10 protein-coding genes are annotated in these 21604 nt (G+C 65.5%); 6 read left to right on the top strand and 4 right to left on the bottom strand.

Annotation, left to right across the window (positions count from 1 at the left end; genetic code table 11):
• Positions 1-31: 31 nt before the first annotated feature.
• The gene (locus ACW73L_RS20570; protein WP_498924439.1) at positions 32-1327 is read right to left on the bottom strand and encodes an APC family permease; all 1296 of its coding nucleotides are present in this window, start codon (positions 1325-1327) and stop codon (positions 32-34) included.
• Between the two features lie 47 nt (positions 1328-1374).
• Positions 1375-2073, bottom strand: coding sequence for a class I SAM-dependent methyltransferase (locus ACW73L_RS20565; protein WP_498924438.1), 699 nt, complete (start codon positions 2071-2073; stop codon positions 1375-1377).
• 131 nt (positions 2074-2204) lie between these two features.
• On the opposite strand from ACW73L_RS20565, the gene alsS reads away from it, so the two are divergent.
• The 6 genes from alsS to ACW73L_RS20535 all read left to right on the top strand — a co-directional run bounded on the left by alsS (position 2205) and on the right by ACW73L_RS20535 (position 10244).
• Complete coding sequence (alsS, locus tag ACW73L_RS20560; RefSeq protein ID WP_498924437.1) at positions 2205-3869, top strand: acetolactate synthase AlsS; 1665 nt, start codon at positions 2205-2207, stop codon at positions 3867-3869.
• 16 nt (positions 3870-3885) lie between these two features.
• A complete protein-coding gene (gene budA / locus ACW73L_RS20555) occupies positions 3886-4668 on the top strand; it encodes an acetolactate decarboxylase (RefSeq protein ID WP_498924436.1) in 783 nt (260 codons plus the stop codon).
• An 84-nt stretch (positions 4669-4752) separates the two neighbouring features.
• On the top strand, positions 4753-6153 hold the full coding sequence (locus ACW73L_RS20550; protein ID WP_498924435.1) for a substrate-binding domain-containing protein: 1401 nt from the start codon (positions 4753-4755) through the stop codon (positions 6151-6153).
• 300 nt (positions 6154-6453) lie between these two features.
• A complete protein-coding gene (locus ACW73L_RS20545) occupies positions 6454-7734 on the top strand; it encodes an esterase-like activity of phytase family protein (protein WP_498924434.1) in 1281 nt (426 codons plus the stop codon).
• 189 nt (positions 7735-7923) lie between these two features.
• Complete coding sequence (locus ACW73L_RS20540) at positions 7924-9144, top strand: Na/Pi cotransporter family protein (RefSeq protein ID WP_498924433.1); 1221 nt, start codon at positions 7924-7926, stop codon at positions 9142-9144.
• Complete coding sequence (locus ACW73L_RS20535) at positions 9141-10244, top strand: PstS family phosphate ABC transporter substrate-binding protein (protein ID WP_498924432.1); 1104 nt, start codon at positions 9141-9143, stop codon at positions 10242-10244. Before ACW73L_RS20540 ends, ACW73L_RS20535 begins: the two co-directional genes overlap by 4 nt.
• 134 nt (positions 10245-10378) lie before the next feature.
• Here ACW73L_RS20535 and ACW73L_RS20530 read toward each other — a convergent pair whose 3' ends face one another.
• Together ACW73L_RS20530 and ACW73L_RS20525 are read right to left on the bottom strand one after the other, a co-directional pair.
• Positions 10379-10843: a nucleoside deaminase gene (locus tag ACW73L_RS20530; RefSeq protein WP_498924431.1), complete on the bottom strand. Its 465-nt coding sequence runs from the start codon at positions 10841-10843 to the stop codon at positions 10379-10381.
• Between the two features lie 115 nt (positions 10844-10958).
• Positions 10959-21170 (bottom strand): Calx-beta domain-containing protein, encoded by a 10212-nt coding sequence (locus tag ACW73L_RS20525; protein WP_498924430.1) that lies wholly within the window; start codon positions 21168-21170, stop codon positions 10959-10961.
• Positions 21171-21604 lie beyond the last annotated feature (434 nt).

The following is a 21604-nucleotide window of genomic DNA, read 5'->3' as shown; positions in this document are numbered from 1 at the left end:
GGATGGTTGGGTGTGCCAGACTGAGAACGTGTCAGCCGTTGCGCTGGTCGGAAAGCGCGTAGGCGACCAGACCCAACAGTGCCGTGGACAGGCCAGCCAGGCTTTCGAGCGGATGCTGCACGACGAAGAAGCCGCTGATGCCCAAGGTGCCGAGCACGAAGGCGATGGGCGACCAGGGGTAGCCCCAGGCACGGTAGGTGTCGGGCGGCCCGAGGCGTCGGCGCAGCACGCTCACGCCGGCAACGGTCAGCAAGGTGAACAGCGATAACGTAAAGGCGGTGTAGTACAGCAGCGTATCGAAGCGCACAGTGTGCAACAGCACAATCGCGAGCACGGCCTGGAAGGCGATCGCACGGACCGGATTGCCGCCGGCGTCGGTTACCGACAACGCGCGCAGCGGAGGCATCGCGGCGCTCAGCGCCCGGACCACGCGCGGGCCGGCGATGATCATCGAACTGATCGACGAGACCAGCAACAGGCTGATCAAGGCGCCCATGAAATGGCCACCGGTTTCCCCAAACACGCTGATCGCCGCCACCATGCCGACTTCCTTGACGCCGCGCAGTGCATCGACCGATGCGACGCGCATGAAGACGGCGTTCAGGCCGACGTACAGCGCCGTCACGAGCGCTGTTCCATATAGCAGGCTGCGCGACACATTCCGCTCCGGGTCGACGATCTCGCCGGCGAGATAGCTGCTCGCGTTCCAGCCGCTGTACGCGAACGACACCCAGACCAGATTGACGGCCAGCCCCGTGTTCCAGATCTCGGAACCGGAGAAGTCGAACGGGTTGAACGACACGGGTTGCGCGGCCGGTGCGGCGAATCCGGCCAGCACGAACAGTCCGATCACCGCGACCTTCAGCGCCGTGACGGCCTTTTGAAACGACAATCCGGCCGAGAAATGCGCGACATGCAGCCCGGCGACCGCGAGGATGATCGTCGTTGCGACCGTCTTCTCTGGCAGGGCGGGGAACGCGCCTTTCAGATAGCCCGCGAACGCCAGCGAGGCCGCGGCGATCGGCGCCGCGAAGCCGATGGTCGCGCTGGTGAAGCCGGCCATGAAGCCCAGCGCCGGATGGTAGATCTCGGTCAGGAAGTGATACTCGCCACCGCCCGCCGGCAGTCGGGTCGCGATCTCGGCGTAGCAGACGGCGCCGAGGAAGGCCAGCAGGCCCCCGAGCAGCCAGATCGCGAGCACCGGGAAGCCCGCGGGCGTTTCGAGCAACTGATACCCGAGCGAGGTGAACAGACCCGTGCCGATCATGTTCGCGATCACGACGGCGATCGCGGTCGCCAGGTCGATCCGGCGGGTGCTCGGTTGCATGGGTTCGCGCAATGGACGGGTTTTCGGCCGGGCGCGGGTACGGCCGTCTAAGGCCGCGCGCTGATCAGGTACTGGTAGGGCAGTGTCGCCGTGTCCACGGTGATGTCGCTAAAGCCGGCCGCGGAGAGTTCCTGCTCGATCTGCCGGGGTTCCAGCCGCATCTCGACCGGCGGCCCGTCGGGCGTCGGTAACTTCTTGAAGTCGACGACCAGCAACTGACCGTCCGGTTTCAGGCCTTCCCGCAATTTCCGGAGATACGCATCGCGCCCCTCGATGTGGTGGTACACGTCGACCATCAAGGCACGGTCGGCTTCGCCCTTGGCGAGGCCCGGGGAATCGTACGCGAGCTTGCGCGTGACGATCGAACCCGGCGCCGCGGGTGGTTCTTTCGCGAGGCGTTGCTCAATGTAGTGCTGAAACCGTGGGTCGACATCGGCCGCGATGACCCGGGCGCCGGCGGCCGCGGCGCGGAAGCTGAAGTAACCGGTGCCGGCGCCGATGTCGATGAGCGTCTTGCCCTTGATCTCACCCATTGCCGCGAGGACGGCTTCCGGCTTTTGCCAGGCGGCGCGCTCGGGCGCCTCGAAGCGAGCGACCAGGGTGTCGAAGCCCATCATCTGCATATGCGCGTTCGCGGCGCCGTGGTGGGGTGGAGCGGGAGTTGGTGGCTCGGCGGCAGCCTGGCCGCACAGGCTGCCTGTCAGGAGGGCCGGGAGCGTCGAACGTGTGCGTGCCGGTATGAACATATGCTAGCTGTTCCGTGGTGTTCGATGGTGAGGCCGGCATCATAGCAGCAGCCCGCCATAGGGGGTTTGGTGGCGATCGTCTCGCGCCTTCAATTATGATCGCGACCCACTCGACCTTTAGGGAACCCGACATGAGCCCCAGCAAACCTGTGCGAAACGGTGCGGAACTGCTCGTCGAGTCGCTGCGGGCGCAAGGGGTCCGCTATATCTTCGGCGTGCCCGGCGGCGCGGTCCTGTCGGTGATCGAGGCGCTGTCGGAGCGGGGTCCGGAATTCATCGTCTGCCGCGACGAAACCGGCGCGGCCTTCATGGCGCAGGCCTGGGGCCGCATCACCGGCCAGCCCGGCGTCGTGCTGACCACCTCCGGGCCCGGACTGATCAACGCGGTCTGCGGTGTCGCGACCGCGACCGAGGACCGCGACCCGCTGGTGATCATCACCGGGCAGGTGCCGCGTGCGATGCGCTTCAAGCAGAGTCACATGAACCTTGACTCGGTGCAGTTGTTCGCACCGATCACCAAGTGGAGCATCGAGGTCGAGTCGGCCGATACGCTGCCGGAAATCGTCGTCAATGCGTTCCGTATTGCCTCGGCGCCACGGGCCGGGGCGGTCCATTTGTCGTTGCCGACCGATGTCGCGAAAGCTGCCGTGTCGACCGCGCCGCTGCCAGTTCCGCCCGCGACACGGGCCGGCACCGCGCCGCCCGAGTGCCTGGCGCAAGCGGCCGCGGTGTTGGGGCAGGCCCGCCTGCCGGTCGTGCTGCTCGGCATGCGGGCTGGCGAGGAATCCGCGTCCGCTGCCGCGCGCGCCTTGCTGGAACGCTTTCCGCTGCCGGTCGTGATGACCTTCGAAGCGGCCGGCGCCTTGTCGCGCGAGTTGCTCGACCGCTTCGTCGGACGCATCGGCTATGTGCGCAATCAACCGGGCGACCGGGTATTGCAGCAGGCCGATGCCGTACTGGCGGTCGGCTACGACACGGTCGAATATGATCCGACTGAGTGGCTCAGCGGCGACCGGGTGCACCTGATCCATCTGGACGCGCTGCCGGCGGTGGTCGACCGCGCCTACCGGCCGGCGGTCGAACTGATCGGCGACATTGCCGCCAATCTGGCCGCACTGGGCAATTGCCTGCCGCCGGTTGCGCCGCTCGAGGCGGCAGCGGTTGCCGTGGCCCGCGATGAACTGCGCGACGAGCAGCAGCGCGGGGCCGGACTCATTGGCTGTCCCATCCATCCGCTGCGTTTCATCCATGAATTGCGCGCGGCGCTGTCCGACGAGGTCACTGTGACCTGCGATGTCGGCGCGCACGAGATCTGGATGGCGCGCTACTTCTTCTGCTACCAGCCGCGCCATCTGCTGTTCAGCATGGGCCACCAGACCATGGGCGTCGCGCTGCCCTGGGCGATCGCCGCGGCGCTGGCCCGCCCAGGTCGCAAGGCGGTGTCGGTGTCGGGCGACGGTTCGTTCATGATGACTTGCATGGAACTGGAAACGGCAGTGCGGCTGAACCTGCCGACCGTACACGTCGTCTGGAAGGACGGCGCCTACAACCTGATCGAGTCGCTGCAACTGCGGGATTACGGTCACAGCTTCGGGGCACGTTTCGGCCCGATCGATTTCGTCAAGCTGGCCGAGGCGCTCGGCGCGACCGCTTACGGCATCGACTCAGCCGATGTGCTCGCGCCGACGCTGGCCCGGGCCCTCGCGGCGTCCGGGCCGGTACTGATCGAAGTGCCGATCGACTATCGCGACAACGCGGATCTGGTCGATGCGGTGGACGCGTCGGCACAACACTGAGCGGAGACCGCAGCACATGGCAATCGACGACGCGTTCATCAAGGCCTTTCAGCATCACCGCCGTCAAGGCGATCTGTTCCATCCGCCCGGACGCGAGGACAACGGCCTGTTCCAGACCTCGACCATCGGCGCGCTGATGGAAGGCATCTACGATGGCGAGGTGACCTACCGGGAATTGGCGACTCACGGCGACTTCGGCCTGGGCACCTTCAACGCGCTGGACGGCGAGATGATCGCATTCGACGGACGCTACTATCAGATGAAATCCGACGGCAGGGCCTACCCGGTCTCGCCGGATGCGAAGACGCCGTTTGCGGTAGTGATGTTCTTCGATCCGACCGTGAAGGTGCTTTGGGAAGAACAGATCGGCTGGCAAGGGTTCCAGCAGGCGGTGGACAAGGCCGTGCCGAGCCGCAACGTCTTTTACGCGGTGAAAGTCCGGGCGCAGTTCGACTACATCCGGGTGCGCACGGTGCCGCGCCAGAACAAACCCTATCCGCCACTGGTCGAGGTCGCCAGGCACCAGCCGGAGTACACGCACGAGAGCGTCGAAGGCACGCTGGTCGGGTTCCGTTTCCCGGATTACGCACAGGGGCTGAACGTCGCCGGCTACCACGTGCATTTCCTGACCGCCGGTCTCGATGCCGGCGGGCACGTGCTGGACTTTCGGATGCGCGATGCGACGATCGACATCGACGTGACCTCGGAACTGCACATGGAAGTCCCGGATTGCGGCGACTTCCTGGATGCAGACCTGTCGAAAGACCAGACCGAGGACATCCACCGCGCCGAGAACTGATCCTCGGGTCGGTGCGCGGAGTCCGGGATCGTATTCGATGTTCACCTGCCGGGTTCGCCCGGGATCCAACCGAGAGGCTTTCCCATGCGCTTGCCGTCGCTGCTGTTGCTGAGTGTTGGCGTTCTGGTCGGGTTGACTGCCTGTCAGCCTTCCGTCACCCACAAGACCCAGCCGAGTGGCCCGGCGCCGAGCCTGACGGGCTCCGGTTCCGCCCCCTTGCTGCGGCTGGTGGGTTCCAACAGTATCGGGAACACCCTCGCTCCCGCGCTCGCCAAGGCCTATATGGAACAGCGGCTCGGCGCCAGCCGGGTCGTCGTGAGCGAGGATCCGGCGCGGCACTCCCGGCGGATTGAAGGATTTCTGCCGGGTGAAGCCGGGGCGCGTCACATCGAGGTTGTGGCGACCGGGTCCGGTTTCGCGTTCACTGCCCTCGAACAGGGCAAGGCCGACATCGGCATGTCATCTCGCTCGATCACTGCCGAGGAGATTGGGCGCCTGGCCTCCCTCGGGAATATGAGCGATCCGAACTGCGAGCACGTGCTGGGGCTGGACGGTCTCGCGGTGATCGTCAACCCGGAGAATCCCGTCTCGAGACTTACCGTGGAGCAACTGGCCCGGATTTTCAGTGGCAGTGCCGGGAACTGGGGCGAGTTCGGCGGTCCGACGCTGCCGATCCATCGCTACGCACGCAACCGTGAATCGGGGACCTTCGACTCCTTCAGGGACATGGTCCTCGGGCGCATGGGTGACATGGCCAGCGACACCCACTATGTCGTGGACAGCCGCGAACTCTCGGCAGCCGTTGCAGGGGATCGCGGTGCCGTCGGTTTCGTCGCTTTGCCCTTCGTCGGTCAGGAACGCGCCGTGGGCATCGCGTCGTACAACCAGGTGCCTATCCCGCCGACGATCGTCAATGTCGCCCGCGAAGTCTATCCGCTGACGCGACGGCTCTATCTGTACACGCCGGCGAATCCCGCCAATCCCGCGGTGGCCGAGTTCGTGGAGTTCGCGCTGTCCCCTGCCGGGCAGACGATCGTCGGCCGGATGGGATTCGTCGGCCAGAGTGTCGAACCCGTGGTGCCCGAGAAATTTCTGGGACAGCTGCCCGCGAAGGTGCCCCCGTCCTATCGGCAGTTGGCGCAAACGGCCCTGGTCGTCCCGGTGACAATCCATTTCAAACCGCACAGTACCGAGTTGGACAACAAGGCCTCGCGGGATATTGGCAGGCTCGCCGAATGGTTGGACTCGTCGCCTTACCGCGGGCATGCAGTCACCCTGGCCGCCTTCGGTAACAGCCCCGATGGTCTCTATGCCGCACCAAACGAAACGACGGCGGGTGCCACGGCCGTCAAGGCGGAACTGATCCGCCGTGGGGTCAGTGCCGTGAGCATCCTGGATCTCGGTGAGGCGTTGCCCCTGGCACCCGACGAAAGTGCGAGGGCGCGCGAGAAGAACCGGCGGGTGGAGATCTGGGTCAGTCGCTGATCCCGCGTTTACCCTATCAAAAGGCGAACGGACCGCCGCAGCGTGGCCCGGGCGCGTGAGGCGGTTGCCCGGTAACGCGGAGTGGCACCGGCGCGCAAGCCTGGCCCGGGGGAATCATCCGACTGTCTCGAAATCGTAACAATTGCCGTGTGGAATGGGGGCAATAACCGGGTTGAGGCCTCCCAGACCATGTGCAGCAATCATCGACGCTCTCTGTCAACGGGCACTGCCCCCCTGTCGATCGCGTCGCGGCACGCATGGCTGAGGCCTGTAGCAGTAGCCTTCGCCCTGGCGATCGCCGTGGGCGATGCGCTGGCCGTGCCGTTGTTCCTAGGCGAGGGCACCATCCCGGGCAGCATTGCGGATGACACCGGGCTGACCGATATGCTGGAGGACGGTGTCTCGCGACAAAACGTGGTCGGTGGTATTGGTTCGGGCTTGGCCTACAGCGGCGACGGAACCACCTACTTCGCCTTGGCGGACCGGGGCCCGAAAGGTGGTTCGACTTCCTATATCAACCGCATATACCGCGTCGATATCGGTCTGACCCGGTCAGCGGAGAACCGGTATCGCGTGGAGCCCGCCCTGAAATCCACATTGCTGCTGGGCCTGGGAAACGGTGCCTACTTCACCGGAAAAGCCGATGCCCACGACACCATAAACTCGCCAGGGGGCAGGCGTTTGGATTCGGAAGGTATTCGCGTCACGGCTTGCGGCAAGACCGCCTTCGTCTGCGACGAGTACGGCCCCTTCATCTACGAGATCGATCTGAAGACCGGGCTGCGGCTTCGCAACGTGGAGATCCCGCACCGCTTCGAGGTCGACTTTCCCTCCGAAAAAGCCGCGATCGAGCGGGACCACAACCACTATGGCCGGCAACACAACCGCGGCTTCGAGGGGCTCGCCCTGACCCCGGATGGGAGCCGGTTGGTCGCCGCTCTGCAGCAACCGCTGCTGCAGGACGGTGGCCTGGACGCACAGAACAAGCCGCTCGGCCTGAATTGTCGTCTGCTCGAGATCGATCTGAATAATGGCGCGATCCGCGAGTTCGTTTATCCCTTGGATACCCCTCTGAATGGGGTCAGCGAACTGGTCGCGATCAACGACCACGAGTTCCTGATCGTCGAACACGATGGGGCTCCCATGTCCTCGGCGACGTACAAGCGGATATTCCGGATAGATATCAGCGGTGCGACCGATGTCCGCGACGTGCCTTCGCTACCTCCTTCGGGGAATCGTGTCGAGGTTGCCGGAAAAACTCGTACGTTCGAGCCCGTCAAGAAGGCACTGTTCCTGGATCTCCTGAATGCCGGAATCCCGTATATGCCGGAGAAGGTCGAGGGACTGACCTTCGGGCCCGACTTGCCGGATGGCCGCCATCTGCTGATCGTCAGTTCCGATAATGACTTCGTGCCGACACAACCCAATCAGTTCTGGGCCTTCGCCGTCGACCCGTCCGAGCTTCCGGGTTACGAGCCCATGCATTTTCTCCGGGGCGCGGCGTGTAGTAATCGCACCGTGACGGCCTCTGCTGCAGTGGGCGGGCGCAATGGGAAGAGAAGCCGGATTGGCGGGTCTTGATACCTGCGCCGCCAGGACTTCAATCGGTTCCTGCCGGGCAACGATCGAACGTCGCGGCCTTGCGGTAGTCAGGACGGTCTGGCCTGACTCCGTGCTGTAACGCCCGTTTGTTACACCACCCGACGTGGGGCCCGCGACTCTCCTAGTTTTGCGGCCAAGGCCCCGAAGGGCAAAGACGAGGAGGATGCCATGTTCACGTCGATCCCAGGTCGTTCCAGGCCAATGGCTTGGCTGGCGATCGGTTGCCTGCTTTTCAGCCTCTCTGCGCGGATCCAGTTGCCGGTCGGCAGCTTGTTCAGTTCGGTACCGGCGGCAGGGCCGGCTGCGGCGGTGACCTCATCCTCTGTCGAGGCCGGCATTGCGTTGGGCTTCCGACAAGCACAGGCAGCGTCGTCGCCAGCAGACAAGTCGGCGAGTCAGGCCGATATCGTCGACTTCTTCCGGATGGGCATGGCGGCGCTGGCCGGGCTGGTGCTATTCATCTATGGCCTGACGCGGCTCGCTGAAGGCCTGATGGAAGTGAATACCGAGCGGATGCGAGTCCTGCTGGGCAAGTTCACGACCAACCGCATCGCCGGCGTGGGCACAGGGATCGTGGCCACGGCGCTGCTCGAATCATCGTCGGTGACCATCATCATGGTCATCGCGATGGTCAGTAGCGGGGTGCTGACCTTCGTGCAGTCGCTCGGTGTGGTGCTGGGTGCCAATATCGGCACCGCCGTGGGCGCCCAGATCATTGCGCTGGACGTCAAACAATACGTTCCCCTGCTGATGTTCGGCGGGCTGTTGATCAGTCTGGTCGCCAGGAATGCCACGCTGCGCAATGTCGGCGTGATCGTGCTCGGCTTTGGCCTGATGTTCTATGGACTCGAAGCCATCGACGACGCGGTGCGGCCTCTGCGCAAGTACGAGCCATTCATCGACATGATGCAGGCCTTGGGCAACCGGCCCCTGCTCGGCGCTCTGATCGGCGCGGTTTTCACCGTCGTGATTCAGTCCTCGTCGGCGACGGTGGCCATCGTCATCACGCTGGCCGGTTCCGGGATGATTTCGTTGCCCGCGGGCGTGGCGATCATGCTCGGTGCCGAAATCGGCACGTGCTCCGACACCCTGCTGGCGACGATCGGTCGCGGCCGTTCGGCACTGCGCACGGGTTTGTTTCACTTCCTTTTCAACTTGACGACCGCCGCGCTGGGCATACTGCTCGCGCCGCAACTGGTGCAACTGGTTCTGGCGTTTTCGGAAGGCGCCGGGGTCGGTCGCCAGATCGCCAACGCGCAAATCCTGTTCAATGCCGTGGGTGTGGGAATCGCGGTGATCTTTCTTCCTACCATTGCCCGCGCCTTGGAACGATGGATTCCGGACCGCTCTCCGGAAGCGGCCCCCGTGGCGGTCGGGGAAGTTTCATGAGCGCGCGCGGCTCGCGACCCGAGACGGCTCCGCCGCAAGGCTTCCCGCGCGGTCTTCAGTGGCTTCGGTCGTCGGCGCTGCTTGCCGGGCTGCTTGCGTTTGGTGGATGCGGGCAAAACGAGGTGCCGGAGGCCGCCGCCGGCTTCCCGGAAGCGCTGCGCCGGGCCGAGGCGCAGGTGGGCGGCGAGCCCGTACTAAGCGGCCGCATCGTCGTGGATGGATCCAGCACGGCGTATCCCTTGTCGAAGCTCATGGGCGCCGAGTTCGGCAAGCGGCACGCCGGGGTCGCGGTCGACGTGGCGGTGTCCGGAACCGGTGGAGGGTTCAAGAAGTTCTGCGCCGGTGCGGCCGACATCACCGGCGCCTCGCGGCCGATCAACGAACAGGAGGTTGCGCAGTGCCGCGTGGCCGGCATCGAGTACGTGGAATTGCCGGTGGCGTTCGACAGCATCGCGGTCGTCGTCAATCCGAACAATACCTTTGCCGGCTGCCTGACGCTCGGCGAGTTGCGCACGATGTGGGAACCGGCCGCCATGGACCGCGTCACGACCTGGAATCGCGTGCGTTCCAGTTTTCCGGCCCAGCCGTTGACGCTGTTCGGCCCCGGTGTGCATTCCGGTACGTTCGACTACTTCACGCTGGCGATTCTCGGTGACGAAGGGCACAGCCGAACCGATTACTCCCCGAGCGAGGACGACGAGGTCCTCGTGAATGCCGTCGCCAAGGACCCGAACGCCTTGAGCTACTTCGGCTACGCGTACTACCTGACGCACCGCGCGCGCTTGAAACTGGTGGCGATCGATGCCGGTTACGGCTGCACCTTACCGTCGCCGGAAACCGTGATTGATGGCAGTTACCAGCCGCTGTCGCGGCCGTTCTTCATTTATGTCAAGGCGACGGCCGCGGTGCGTGCCGAGGTGCGGGCCTTCACGCGCTTCTACCTTGCGCCAGAGAACGCTGGCCTCGTCATGCAGATCGGTGATGTGCCGCTGCCGACATTGAGCCTGCGAGCCGCGCGTTCGCGTTTCGATCGGGTGCAGACGGGAACGGCGTTCGGTGGTGCCGGGTCGCTGCTCGGGTTGCGGCACGGCGGGCTGTAATTGCGCCTTCTCGAACTGGCGAAGGACCGGGAATCCACTCGCCTCCCCGTAACCCGTTGTCCGGACCACTCTTGTCTGCGCCGGCACAGCCGCTTAGAGCGCCCGAGCTTACCGAACGGTATTGACCGACCGCTTCAAGCGTTTAGCGTCTGCCAGAGTTGGTAGACTTCGATGCCCGCCGGATCCGGTGCATGCACCATCGGTAGCCGGCGCTCCGGCAACGGTTTCGCGAACTCGCCGTAGAAGGTGTCCAGTGTGAAGTACTTGCGGTCGTCTGCATAGAACGGCGCATATTCTTCCCGGGTCGTGATGAAGGTCACGCGATCGGGGCTGCAGTAATACATCGCCGCGAGACACATGCGGCAGGGGTGCGCCAGGATGAAAAACTCGCACCCGGCGAAATTTTCCGAGTGCAGTTTAGCGGCAGCCTCGCGGATCGCGGAGATCTCGGCGTGGGCCGTCGGATCATGGGTTTGCGCCACCCGGTTGACGCCCTCGGCTAGGATCTCGCCATCCTTGACGATCAGGCAGGCGAAAGGCCGGCCACCCTGTTCCACATTGGCTCGCGCCAGTTCGATCGTGTGACGAATGAAATTCATAGGGACTCCCAAGCTTGATTTGACGGCTGCGCCTCCGGTATCAACGCAGGGAGAAAGTCTCCGACTGCCGTGGCGCACACCCTACCTGCTGCCGCAAATGCCTGTGGCACACCCGCTAGAATACGGCAAAATCATCGGCCGTGATCGTCGCGGCCGAGACCCCGACCAGAATCATCAGCACCTCGCCCGTGTCGGCCTCCTGTAACAGCGTGTGGGCGGCCGCCGCGCCCGTCCCCTCAGTCACGGCGAGGTCTTCATAGGCCAGTCCCGGGCTCAAGCCCAGCCAGTCGACCCCGTCCGCGAAGTCGAGCACCCGGTCGGTGCCCGCCTGCGCTTGCAGAAAAAACGTGTCTGAACCCGCTCCGCCGAGCAAGCGGTCAAGACCCGCGCCACCGAGCAGCCAGTCGTCGCTGGCTCCGCCCCAGAGCCGATCGTTGCCGTCCCCTCCCTGGAGTCCGTCGTCGCCAACCCCACCGAACAGGCGGTCATGCCCATCTCCTCCCTGGAGCAGATCGTTTCCGCTGCCACCGCGCAGCAGGTCATTACCGCTCAATCCCGACAAGACGTCGTCCCCGCCCTGGCCGTTGATCACGTCCGCCGAATCGTCGAAGCCGGCGACTGTGTTGCTGTCTTCGTTCAGGAAGGTCACCGCATCCCGGCGCAGCACCTCCGTGATCTCGCTACCGACCGGCACGAGGTCGAAGCGGTCCACGAACTCGCTGTCGCCGTCGAACCGGAGGTTCCCCAGGGATTCATCCAGGTTCGTCAGCGTTCCCGCGTTCGCGTGCTTCAGCACGATCCGGGTGTCCTTGACGCCCTGGAAGCGGATAACCGTGTCGTAGCCGCGCTGTGCCAGCAGGAGGTTTTCGAGGGTCATTCCCTCGCCCTCGAATCGGAGAATGTCCGCTTCAGCGGCACGTTCCGCCGACGGATTCCGCGTCAGACCGGTGAAATCGGCGACCACGTCGCGGCCGTCGCCCGCCCGGAACACGAAGGTATTGCGCCCGGAACCGCCGACGAGCAGATCGTCGCCCAAGAGGCCCGTCAACACATCATTGCCGGCCAAACCACCGTGGAGGTAGTCACCACGGTCGCTGCCGTACAGCACATCGTCCGACGCGGTCCCCTCGATCGCGTCCGGATAGGGATTCACCGCATGGACGGTGCCGTAGACGTCGTTCGAGTCCTGGTGCTTACCGTATCCGGCGAACCCTTGGGTGGTCGCGTTCGCGGCCGTATTGCCGTCGAACAACAGGTTCGAGCCGACCACGGTCGATCCCTCGAGCGCGAAGATCGCGCCGCCCTTGCCCAGCCCTGCGGTGCCCCCCGTGCTGCTGTTGGCCGCGTTGTCGCTGAACTGAGCATCGCTTACCGTCAGTTTCGCGCCGGCATGAACGAAGATGGCGCCGCCCAAACCGGCGCCGCCACCACCGGTGCCCCCTTCGGCGCCGTAATTGTCGTTGCCGCCGCCACCGCCCTTCTCGCCGCTACCGGCAAAACTGCCTCCCGCGTGGCCCGTACCGCCGGCCCCGCGCTTGGCGGGGGCGAGCACGAACCACTCGGCCCCGCCGCCGCCGCCGCCGCCGCCACCGGCACCGCCGGCGCCGAAACCGCCGAAACCGCCGTAGCCACCACTGCTGCCGTTGTACTTTGATTCCAAACCCTTGGTAGCACCACCGGCCCCGCCGCCGCCGGCGCCACCCCCGCTGCCGAAGGCCCCGCTGTCGCCGAATCCGCCATTGTTGCCGTTCGTTGCATTGGTGGGTCCCCCGGCGCCACCGCCAGCCCCGCCGCCACCTTCGAAGCCGCCTCCGGCTCCGCCGTGTGTACCAGGTGTAGGACCCCGGCCCCACATCACCTCGCCGTCACCGCCGTGGCCGGCGCGACCGCTGCTGTTCCCGCCGTGAACCGCGTTGGAACTGAATTGCGCGTACGCGATGTCGACCGAACCCCGAAGGATCGTCAGTGCCGACCCGGCACCGAGGCCACCGCCGCCCCCATTGACGCCGTCTCCGCCTTTCGCGTACCCGTCGGCAAAGTTGATGTCCGTGAACGTCACGTGGGCGCCATCGATCGTAAACAACCGATGCTGCCCTTGGCCGCTGATCGTTGGGGCGCCGAGCACGCTGCCGAGGAAATCGATATCGTTGCCGATGCCCAGCGTCGGCAGCACGCTGGCCAGCTTGATCGTGCCGACACCGATCGCCGATAGATCGATCGTATCGCGTCCGTCATGCGCCGCGGCGTCGAGAATCGCCTGACGTAGCGAGCCTTCGCCGGCGTCGTTGGTATTGGTGACGCGAAACTCCACCGGTTCCTCCGCGGTGAACGGGTTTTTCTGAAAGAAATTGCCCCGCTGAAGCAGGATCGCGACGCCCTGGTAGCTATACCGGTCGTAGGTGACTCCGTCCTGAACGATCGGTGTGCTGTCCTTGACCCAAGCCTCGTCTTTCGGCACGACGACCTTGCTGTCGCTGCCCTGAATGGTCCAGGTGCGCGTGGCGTCGGACAAGCCCAGCAAATCATGCGCGCGGAGCGTCAACCGGTTGGCGCAGCCCAGATTGATGATCTCGATGCCGTCGATCCGACTGCCGATCTGCGGATTGGTCAGGTCGAGGTTGTTCGAGGTCAGCAGATAAGGATTCAGCAGCAGCGTATCCGTCCCGCTACCCCCGTCCAGATAGCGGAACGACAGACTACCCAAGGTCAGGATGTCATCGCCCTCGCCGCCGAACATGACGACCTGCTCCGGACTCGTGGGGTCGTTGCCGGCGCTCTCCAGGATGTCGTTACCCTGTCGGCCGTTCATGATGTGCGGCGCGGCCCGCGTCGCCTTGGTGGTCGCCTGCAGAACGTCGTCGCCGGCCGTGCCGAGATGGGTGGTCGCGCCGGTGAAGTCGCCGCCGAAGGCCGCGAAGACCCGGCCGGGCACGCTCGCGTCACCGATCCCGGCCGTGCCGCGGGTGCCGATCGCGAGATCGCTGAATCCATCCCCGTTGATGTCCCCGGGACCCGCGACGCTGAATCCGGAATACGAGTTCGGCTCGGCCCCCCGGGCCAGAAAGCCATGGGCACTCTTCAGCGTATCGAGATCGATGCGGCCGCCCGCGCCGATGTCCTTGCCCCCATAGACGATGAAGCTGTCGCCACGGGTGTCGGTGCCACCATTGAGTCGATACGCCGACGGCATGCCGATCAGGAGGTCGGCGTAGCCGTCGCCATTCACGTCTCCGGCACCGGTGACGGAGTAGCCCAGCGCGCCGCTTTCCTCCAGGCTGCTCAACACGAACCCGTCCTTCGAGTTGCCAGCGAGGACTGCATCCAGCTTGAAGGTGCCGCCACTGCCCAGGGTGGCGCGACCGAATACGACGAACGCCTCGCCACCGAAACTGTCGGGGTTAGGCGACTCGCCGATGACGAAATCACCGAAGCCGTCGCCATTCACATCGCCAGCCGCGGCAATGACGCGATGCCGGACCAGTCCCAGCGACTCCTGCTCGACACGGAAGCCGTCGGCGCCGTTCAGCGTGTCCAAGTCAACACGTCCCCGACTGCCGATCGCGGCACTCCCGTAGACGACATAACCGGTCGTCCTGTGGGTGCCGGTGCCGATGACCCCGAGATCCTCGTAGCCATCCCCGTTCAGATCGCCCAGCAGGTTGACCTGGAGCGCGCCCGGGTTGGCGGTCGAGCGCAGCACGAAACCGCCGGTCCCGTTTAAGGCCCCCGGCACGGCTATTGTGGAGACCACCCCGGTCTGCCAGCTATTCTGACCGAACAGCACGAACGGATTGCTGTCGCCGCTGCTGACCACGAGGTCATCGTAGCCGTCGCCGTTCAGGTCGGCGGCGGCGACCACGGTGACCGTCTTGCTCGTGAACTGGCTATTGTCGATCGATACCCCGCCGAGCTTCTGCTGTAACGCGGCCAGGGTCTCGACGCCACTGGTCGAGGCCCATTGCGCGGGATCGTCGCTGCCGAACACGATCGTCGCGAAGCGCGATGAGGACGTGCTGGTCGTGCCGACGACGAAATCGGCGAGGCCGTCGCCGTTGAAATCACCGTGGCCGACGCTCTGCTCCCCGGCCAGGAAGCCGATGCCGTCGGTTCTGACGGTGAGAGGTGCGAGCGGTGCCGCCCCGACCTGCGGATCGCTGCCGAACACGAGATTGAAGCGCTGGCTCGCCGCGCCGCCCGAGCCGGCGTCCGCGACCAGCAGATCGACGTAGCCGTCGCCGTTCAGATCGCCGCCCGCCCGGACCGACCCGATCTGGCTACCGGCTGGCGGCGTGAACACGAAGCCGTTGTCGCTGCGCAGTTTGGCGACATCCATGCTGCCGCCCGGACCCATCCAGGGTCGGCCGAACGAGACATAGGCCTCGCCGGCGGTCGGCGCCCCGATGATGAGATCGGGGAGGGCATCGTCATTGACATTGCCGGCGTGGGCAACGGACAGGCCGGCGTTGCCGGTCAGTACCGTGCCGTTGAAGGTGAAGACGCGCGAATCCAGCGGAACCGACGTCAGATCCAGCCGGTTGCCATCGAGCAGATGCACCCAATCGCGCGTGCCGAAGACCACGGCGGTCTGGCCGGTATTGGTGTTGTCGCCCTGGGTACTCAGCGTCGGGATGCCGACCAGGAGGTCGGCGATCCCGTCACCGTTCAGGTCGCCGCCGCCGCTGACCGAGGTCCCGGCGGCACCGCCCGCCGTGTCGGAGCCGGCCGGCACACCGTTCGCGATGAAGCCGTTCCGGCCATCGACGTCGGCGAGCTGGAAGGTCGCGCCCACAGACTTCCAGGTGCTGCCGCTGAACAGCACATAAGCTCCGCCGAGCGAGGGCACGCCCCCCAGTGCCAGTTGCGGTGCGCCGATGAGAACATCGCCCTTGCCGTCGCCATCGAGGTCGCCGGTCGCCGCGACCGATGTCCCGGCCGAGTCGGCAAAGGCGAAGTCGGGGTTTTCCACTGCATCGGAGTCATTGACGAAAGCTTGACCTTGCAGCACCAACCCGTTGCCGCCGTGCAAGGCCGCCAGATCTATGGTCCCCGAGTGCCCGATGTCCCGATGGCCGAAGACCGCGTAGACCTGACCTCCGAACCCACGCAAGCTGTCGAACTGATCCTCCACCGGATTCGCCTTGGGCGCGCCGATCAGGATGTCGTGAACGCCGTCCCCGTCCAGGTCCGCGACCGCCACAGAGCTGCCGGCCTGGCCGGTCCCGTTGGTCAATACGAAGCCCTGTTCGGTCGTCAGCGCGTCGAGGTTCAGCGTGCCGGTACCGCTCAGGGCCTGACCGAACACGACATAGGTCTTGTTGACTCCGGGCGCGCCGATGACGAGATCCTGGACCCCATCGTCATTGATGTCGCCGGTCGCCAGCGCGGCGCCGGCCAACGAATAGTCGGCCGTCGTCACCAGTTCCTTGGCTGTCGAGGCGCTTAGCGCCAGCGCGGCTTGCCCGGCGACAGTATCACCGGCCACCACATAGACCCGGCCGGGACCCGAGTTTGGATCCACGGCCACTTGCGGAGCGCCGATGGCGATTTCGTTGGCACCTTTCCCGTCGAAATTCGCGGCCGCCAGCGCGACGCCTGCTTGCCCCTTGGCCACCGTCCCGGTCAGGATAGCGCCGTTCCTGCCATCCAGCGCGTCGAGATTCAAGCCGGCATCCGCGGTACCGATCCCCGCCGAACCGTACAGCAGGTAGGCGGCGCCCGCGCCGTCCGCCTTGCCGGGCGCGCCGATCAGGAAGTCCGCGATGCCATCGCCGTTGACGTCGCCGGCCCCGGCCACGGCCCGCCCGACCCCGGCCGACGGATCGGTCTTCAAGATGAAGCCGCTGCCGATTGCCGCGAGTTGCGTCGGCTCGTTGTCCATGACCGTGATTTCGGCCCGCAGCTCGGCCGGGCGGTCGAGGCGGAAATGGCCCTGGCTGACAAAGGCGCCGGGGTCTTCGCTCCACAGCTTCAGCTGGAAGGTCTCGGAACGGCGCTCGGCCAGCTCGTCCTCATGCACCGCGATGATAAGGCGCTGTTCGCTTTCGCCCGGCGCGAACTCCAGGTTACCGCTCGCGGCGGCATAATCACTGCCGCCGGTCGCACTGCCGTCGACCGTGGCGTAACGGACCGTCAGCGCCGCGGAGAGGTCGCCGCTGCGGCGCACGAGGATGATGGCCTCGCCGTCCTCCTCGCTGATCACGGTATCGACCACGCTGAGAATGCTCGACCGTTCGGCCGTATGCGGCACGTTCAACTGCAACTCGCTGGTGAACACCTGCGTTGGAACCAATGCCGGCTGAATGGCCGCCGGCGCCGGTGTGCTCCAGCTGCTGCCGTCAAAACGGCTGAAGCGTAGTTCGAAACCGTCATTGTTCGGGTTGATCGGGTCGGGAAGGATCTCGGTCCAGACCACGGTCGTGTCATCGCCGACCTGAGCGATGCGTGGCGGCACGGCATTCCAGATGTTGCCACGCGTGATCAGCGCCGGCGTGGACCAGGCACCGTCGGTCCAAAAGGCACCGTGGATCTCCTGCTGGTCCGGGTTGGTTGCATCCGGCATCAGCCAGGTCAACAGCAAGCGCCCGTCCGGCAATGTCTGCAAGCTGCTCGAACCCTTCACGCCGGCCGCCGCCCCCGGCAGCACCGCGGCCTCGGACCAATCCCCGCTGCTTTGGACGGCGTAGGTTTGCCGGGTACTCGCGATGGTCTGTCGCAGATCCTCAAGGCTGACCGTCTGCGGGGCGCCGACGATCAGGTCGGGCACCCCGTCGTCGTTGACGTCGCCGACGCCACTGACGGCGCTGCCGGCGGCGTCCTCGGCCCGGCTCCCCTCAAGCACCAGTGCGGCACCCGCGGGCAAGTTCGCCAGATCGACCGTCCCGCCGGACCCGAGTGTCGCACTGCCGAACAGGATATAGCTCTTCCCGGCGAGGGTCTGGTCGCCGACGGTGGCTGAGGGGTTACCGAGCAACAGATCGGCGTAGCCGTCCTGGTTCGCGTCGCCGATGCCGGCGACACTGTCGCCGGCGCCCATCACGGCGAAGCCATTGCTGCCGTCCAGGTCCTGCAGCTTGATCAACCCGGTCTGCGCGAGCGTGTCGCTGCCGAACACGACGTAACTGCGCCCGGTGCGTTCGACCCCGTTGACCGTGGCCGACGGCACACCGACGATCAGGTCCTGCCAGCCGTCCTTGTTGACATCGCCGGCGGCACTGACCGCGAGCGGAGCGAAGCCGTTCAGTTCCCGGCCGTCGATCGTCAGCACCGGCGTCGTGCCGGGCTGGAACAGGTCCAGTGCGCCCCCGGCGCCCAAGTCACTGGCCCCGAACAGCACGAAGGCCTGGCCGGCCGAGGTCAGTACCAGATCGGCCTGGCCGTCATTGTCCAGATCGCCGGTCACGCTGGCGCCTTCGCCGAGCGGGACCGTCGTCGGCTGTCCCGATGGACTCTGCGCGCTGTACGTGATTGTGAAGCCGTTGCGGCCATCCAGGGTGTTCAGGTCGATCCGGCCGCCGGCGCCCAGCCCTTCGTCGCCGAAGATGACGTAGTAGGCCCCGGCGCCACCGTTGACGCCCGGCGCGCCGATCACCAGGTCCGGTTTTCCGTCGGCGTTCAAGTCGCCGCCGCCCGCGACGACCGTTCCGACGGCGTCGAAGCGTATGCCGGTGTCGATACGGAAGCCGTTGGTCCCGTTCAGATCCGATACCTTAAGCACGCCATCGGTCCCAAACCCCGTTGGGCCGCCGAAGACGACATAGGCGGCGCCCGCGCCGGTGTTCGCCTCCCCGGTGCCCGTACCCGGCGCGCCGACGATCAAGTCGTCGTAACCATCGCGATTGACGTCGCCGACCTGCTGCACGCTCGTCCCGAGTTGGCTGTACGGCAGCCCTTCGATGACGAAGCCGTTCGTGCCGTCCAGGCTGCCGACATCGACCGTGCCATCGTGGCCCACCCCGGCGCCGCCGAAAACGACGTATGCCTTGCCCGTATCGATGGCCGCATCTGGTGCGCCGACGACGAAGTCGGCCTGTCCGTCATCGTTCAGGTCACCGGCGCCGCTGACCGCGCCGCCGATCGCGCTGAGCAGCGCCCCGCCCTTCAGCGCGAAGCCGTCCCTGCCGTCCAGCGCGCCCAGATCGAGGGTGCCGACCGTGCCGAGTGCCGCGCCGCCGAACACCACATAGGCCTCGCCCGGCGGCTGACTGGCCAGCAGGCTCGCCTCGCCACGGTTCCAGGTCACGACGGCACGGCCCTCGCTGTCGAACGCCGCGACCGGATCGAGATTAAGCCCGGCGCTCCCCGGCAGGATTGTCGGCGTGCTCCAGGTCTGACCATTGTCGGTCGACTCCGATGCCACGATGTAACTGAGATCGCCGCTGTCGTTCGGGGCGTCCTGCACCCAGGCGAGAATCAGGCGTCCATCGGGCGACACCGCCAGTGACGCCGGACCGTCGTAGGCCCGATCGGCGCCCACGTCATCGCCCAGAATTGCGCCCGGACCGTAGGCTTCGGAACTGCCGGGCTGGGGCTTGTAGGACACGTCGCTGTAGGCATACTTGACCGGCTCCGCGTTATCGCCGAGAACGTTCCATTCGGCGCGGAAGCGAAAGCTGAACGTATCGAGGCGGGCTTCGATATCCAACCGGACCCGCGCCCCGTTGAGCCGAAAGGGCTCCTCGTCCTTAAGAAAATCGGTGTAGAGGATCAAGCTCACCTTGCCTTCGAGGAAGGAGCTGAGCACGACTTTGCCGAAAGCCCCGGCACCGGGACTGATCTGCCACTGATTGATGTATTTGAGTGGGATCGCGAGGACGGAGGACTCACCCTCGGCCCCGGGCGTTAACAGCTTGAGGTCCGCATTCTCGCTGAACACGCCCAGCGCGGTGAGTGTGCCGAGGATCTCCTCGGGGATGGGCAATTCAAAGTCCTCGGCTGGCGCCGGTAGCGACGTGTCCGCCGACGGTTCTGTTTCCGGTTCAGGCGGGGATAACTCCCCGGTTACCGCTGAGGTCGGGTCGGTTGCGATGAGTTGGGAGCCGGCTACGGGCAAAGCTTCCAATGCAGCGACCAGCGCGTCGGCCAGTTCCAGCGCCGGGGCCTGGTCAGACGCCCCCTCCACCTCGGCGCTCAGCCCGCCCAACAGCAGCGGTGCCAGCTGGTCGAAATTGATCTGCCAGCGCAGTTCCGACGGATCGTCACCGACCAGGGATGGACTGCCGTCGGCGCGTACCAGCTTGGCGAAGTCGGAGACCGGGTCGCCCGTTCCGTCGCCGGATAAAGCGGGTAGCCAGATACTGTTGTTCTGCAGCCTCAGGTCGAAAACGAAACCGAGTTGGGCGCCCCCCTTCCCGAACAACGGGGCCTCCTCGATCTTGCCAAGCAGCGGGAGTTCGAACTTGCCCTGCAGACCCAGGGTCAGCCGCCCCCCCAGGAATTCCGTCGGCGTATTCTCCGAGCTCGGTTCGCCGCCGAAGACAAACATGCCTTGCACATACGCAGCGACGGTAAAGACGTCGAACAGCTTCACGGCTAGCTTAACTTCGCCGCGCAGCAGCCCGACCTTGGCGTAATCGCCGAACCCCGCGAGTTCGGGGTCGTGCTCCTGATACCCGCCACGGAACCGGATGTCCAACTCGATCTTCGTCTTCTTGCCACCCAGTAGCGGCATGGACGTACCGAGGATGGGCAGCTTGTCGTTGCTGTACTTGCGGCCGAAATCGAAGTTGTAGTTGTGGAGCTGCAGACCCGGCGGCAGGCTCGTGCCATCCTCCAGGACATCGCGGCCAAGAAAGGCGGGCAGATCGGACCCGACGACGAAATCGGGCGCCGGGTCGGTCCCGTACACCAGATCGCGATGGTCGATGGTCAGGGTCTGCGCGTAATGGTCGGGATCGGCCGCAGGATCATTCGCGTCGGCCTTTTGGCTGACCAGTACCACCTGCCCGTCGGGCGTCACGACGACCTCGGCGTGGTCGTCCTGGTACGGATCTCGGGTCAGCGCGACCGGGTTGCTCCACTCGTAACCGCCCAGCGGCGAACGCTGGCCAATCGCATGGTAGACCTCTGCCTGATTGCCCTGGCCCGCCGTCCAGGTCGCGATCAGTCCAGGTACGACCTGACCGTTTGCACCCAGGATGCCGACGTTGGTCTGGAGCTGCAGATTCTGGCCGCTAACCGACCCCGGGATCGCGCTGGCATCAACCCAGTGCTTGCAGACTTCGTCGTAGTAGGCGGAATAGATCTGGCCGTCCTCGTTCCAGACCATGTGCGTGAGGCCGGTCGTGGCATCGGTCGCCAACGCTGGGCCGGCCCGGTCGAGTGTTGCCATGCGGGACTCCTCTGGAACAAATGTCGCTTATCGAAGCTGATCTCGGAGTGGGGGCGGAGCGTCGTGATGCCCGTCGCGATAGCCGACTCGGACGCTATGGATTTCCGCGTCCCGAAACTAGCATGCGACGAGTTACAGCGATGTGAAGCTGAGTAGAGGCTAGAACCGCGATTCGCAACCGATGCGGACAGGCAGTAGCGCCGCGGTGAGCAGCCAGTTATGGATGCCTTCCGGCACCCAGCGCCTGGGGGAATAGGGGCACTGGCACCGGATAAACCGGTCTCGGACTGTTGTTTAGGGCTTGGTAGTGATACCCGTTTGTCGAGTTGGTCGGACCGTCCGATCTCCGGTCCCATCGAATGCTTCGCGAGTTGGCGTCTCCGGCCCCGCGAGAGCGCTTCGAGAAATGCGGGCTAGCGTCCTCGTTCGGTGAG

The organism is Methylolobus aquaticus (assembly GCF_054172105.1).
Note: the sequence above shows the minus strand (reverse complement) of the source record. Positions and strands in the feature narration are given on the sequence as shown.

Excerpts from the sequence above, each read along its gene's own strand:
- ACW73L_RS20570 (WP_498924439.1), bottom strand. The coding sequence starts at position 1,327 with ATGCAACCGAGCACCCGCCGGATCGACCTGGCGACCGCGATCGCCGTC.
- ACW73L_RS20565 (WP_498924438.1), bottom strand. The coding sequence starts at position 2,073 with ATGTTCATACCGGCACGCACACGTTCGACGCTCCCGGCCCTCCTGACA.
- alsS (WP_498924437.1), top strand. The coding sequence starts at position 2,205 with ATGAGCCCCAGCAAACCTGTGCGAAACGGTGCGGAACTGCTCGTCGAG.
- budA (WP_498924436.1), top strand. The coding sequence starts at position 3,886 with ATGGCAATCGACGACGCGTTCATCAAGGCCTTTCAGCATCACCGCCGT.
- ACW73L_RS20550 (WP_498924435.1), top strand. The coding sequence starts at position 4,753 with ATGCGCTTGCCGTCGCTGCTGTTGCTGAGTGTTGGCGTTCTGGTCGGG.
- ACW73L_RS20540 (WP_498924433.1), top strand. The coding sequence starts at position 7,924 with ATGTTCACGTCGATCCCAGGTCGTTCCAGGCCAATGGCTTGGCTGGCG.
- ACW73L_RS20535 (WP_498924432.1), top strand. The coding sequence starts at position 9,141 with ATGAGCGCGCGCGGCTCGCGACCCGAGACGGCTCCGCCGCAAGGCTTC.
- ACW73L_RS20530 (WP_498924431.1), bottom strand. The coding sequence starts at position 10,843 with ATGAATTTCATTCGTCACACGATCGAACTGGCGCGAGCCAATGTGGAA.
- ACW73L_RS20525 (WP_498924430.1), bottom strand. The coding sequence starts at position 21,170 with ATGGCAACACTCGACCGGGCCGGCCCAGCGTTGGCGACCGATGCCACG.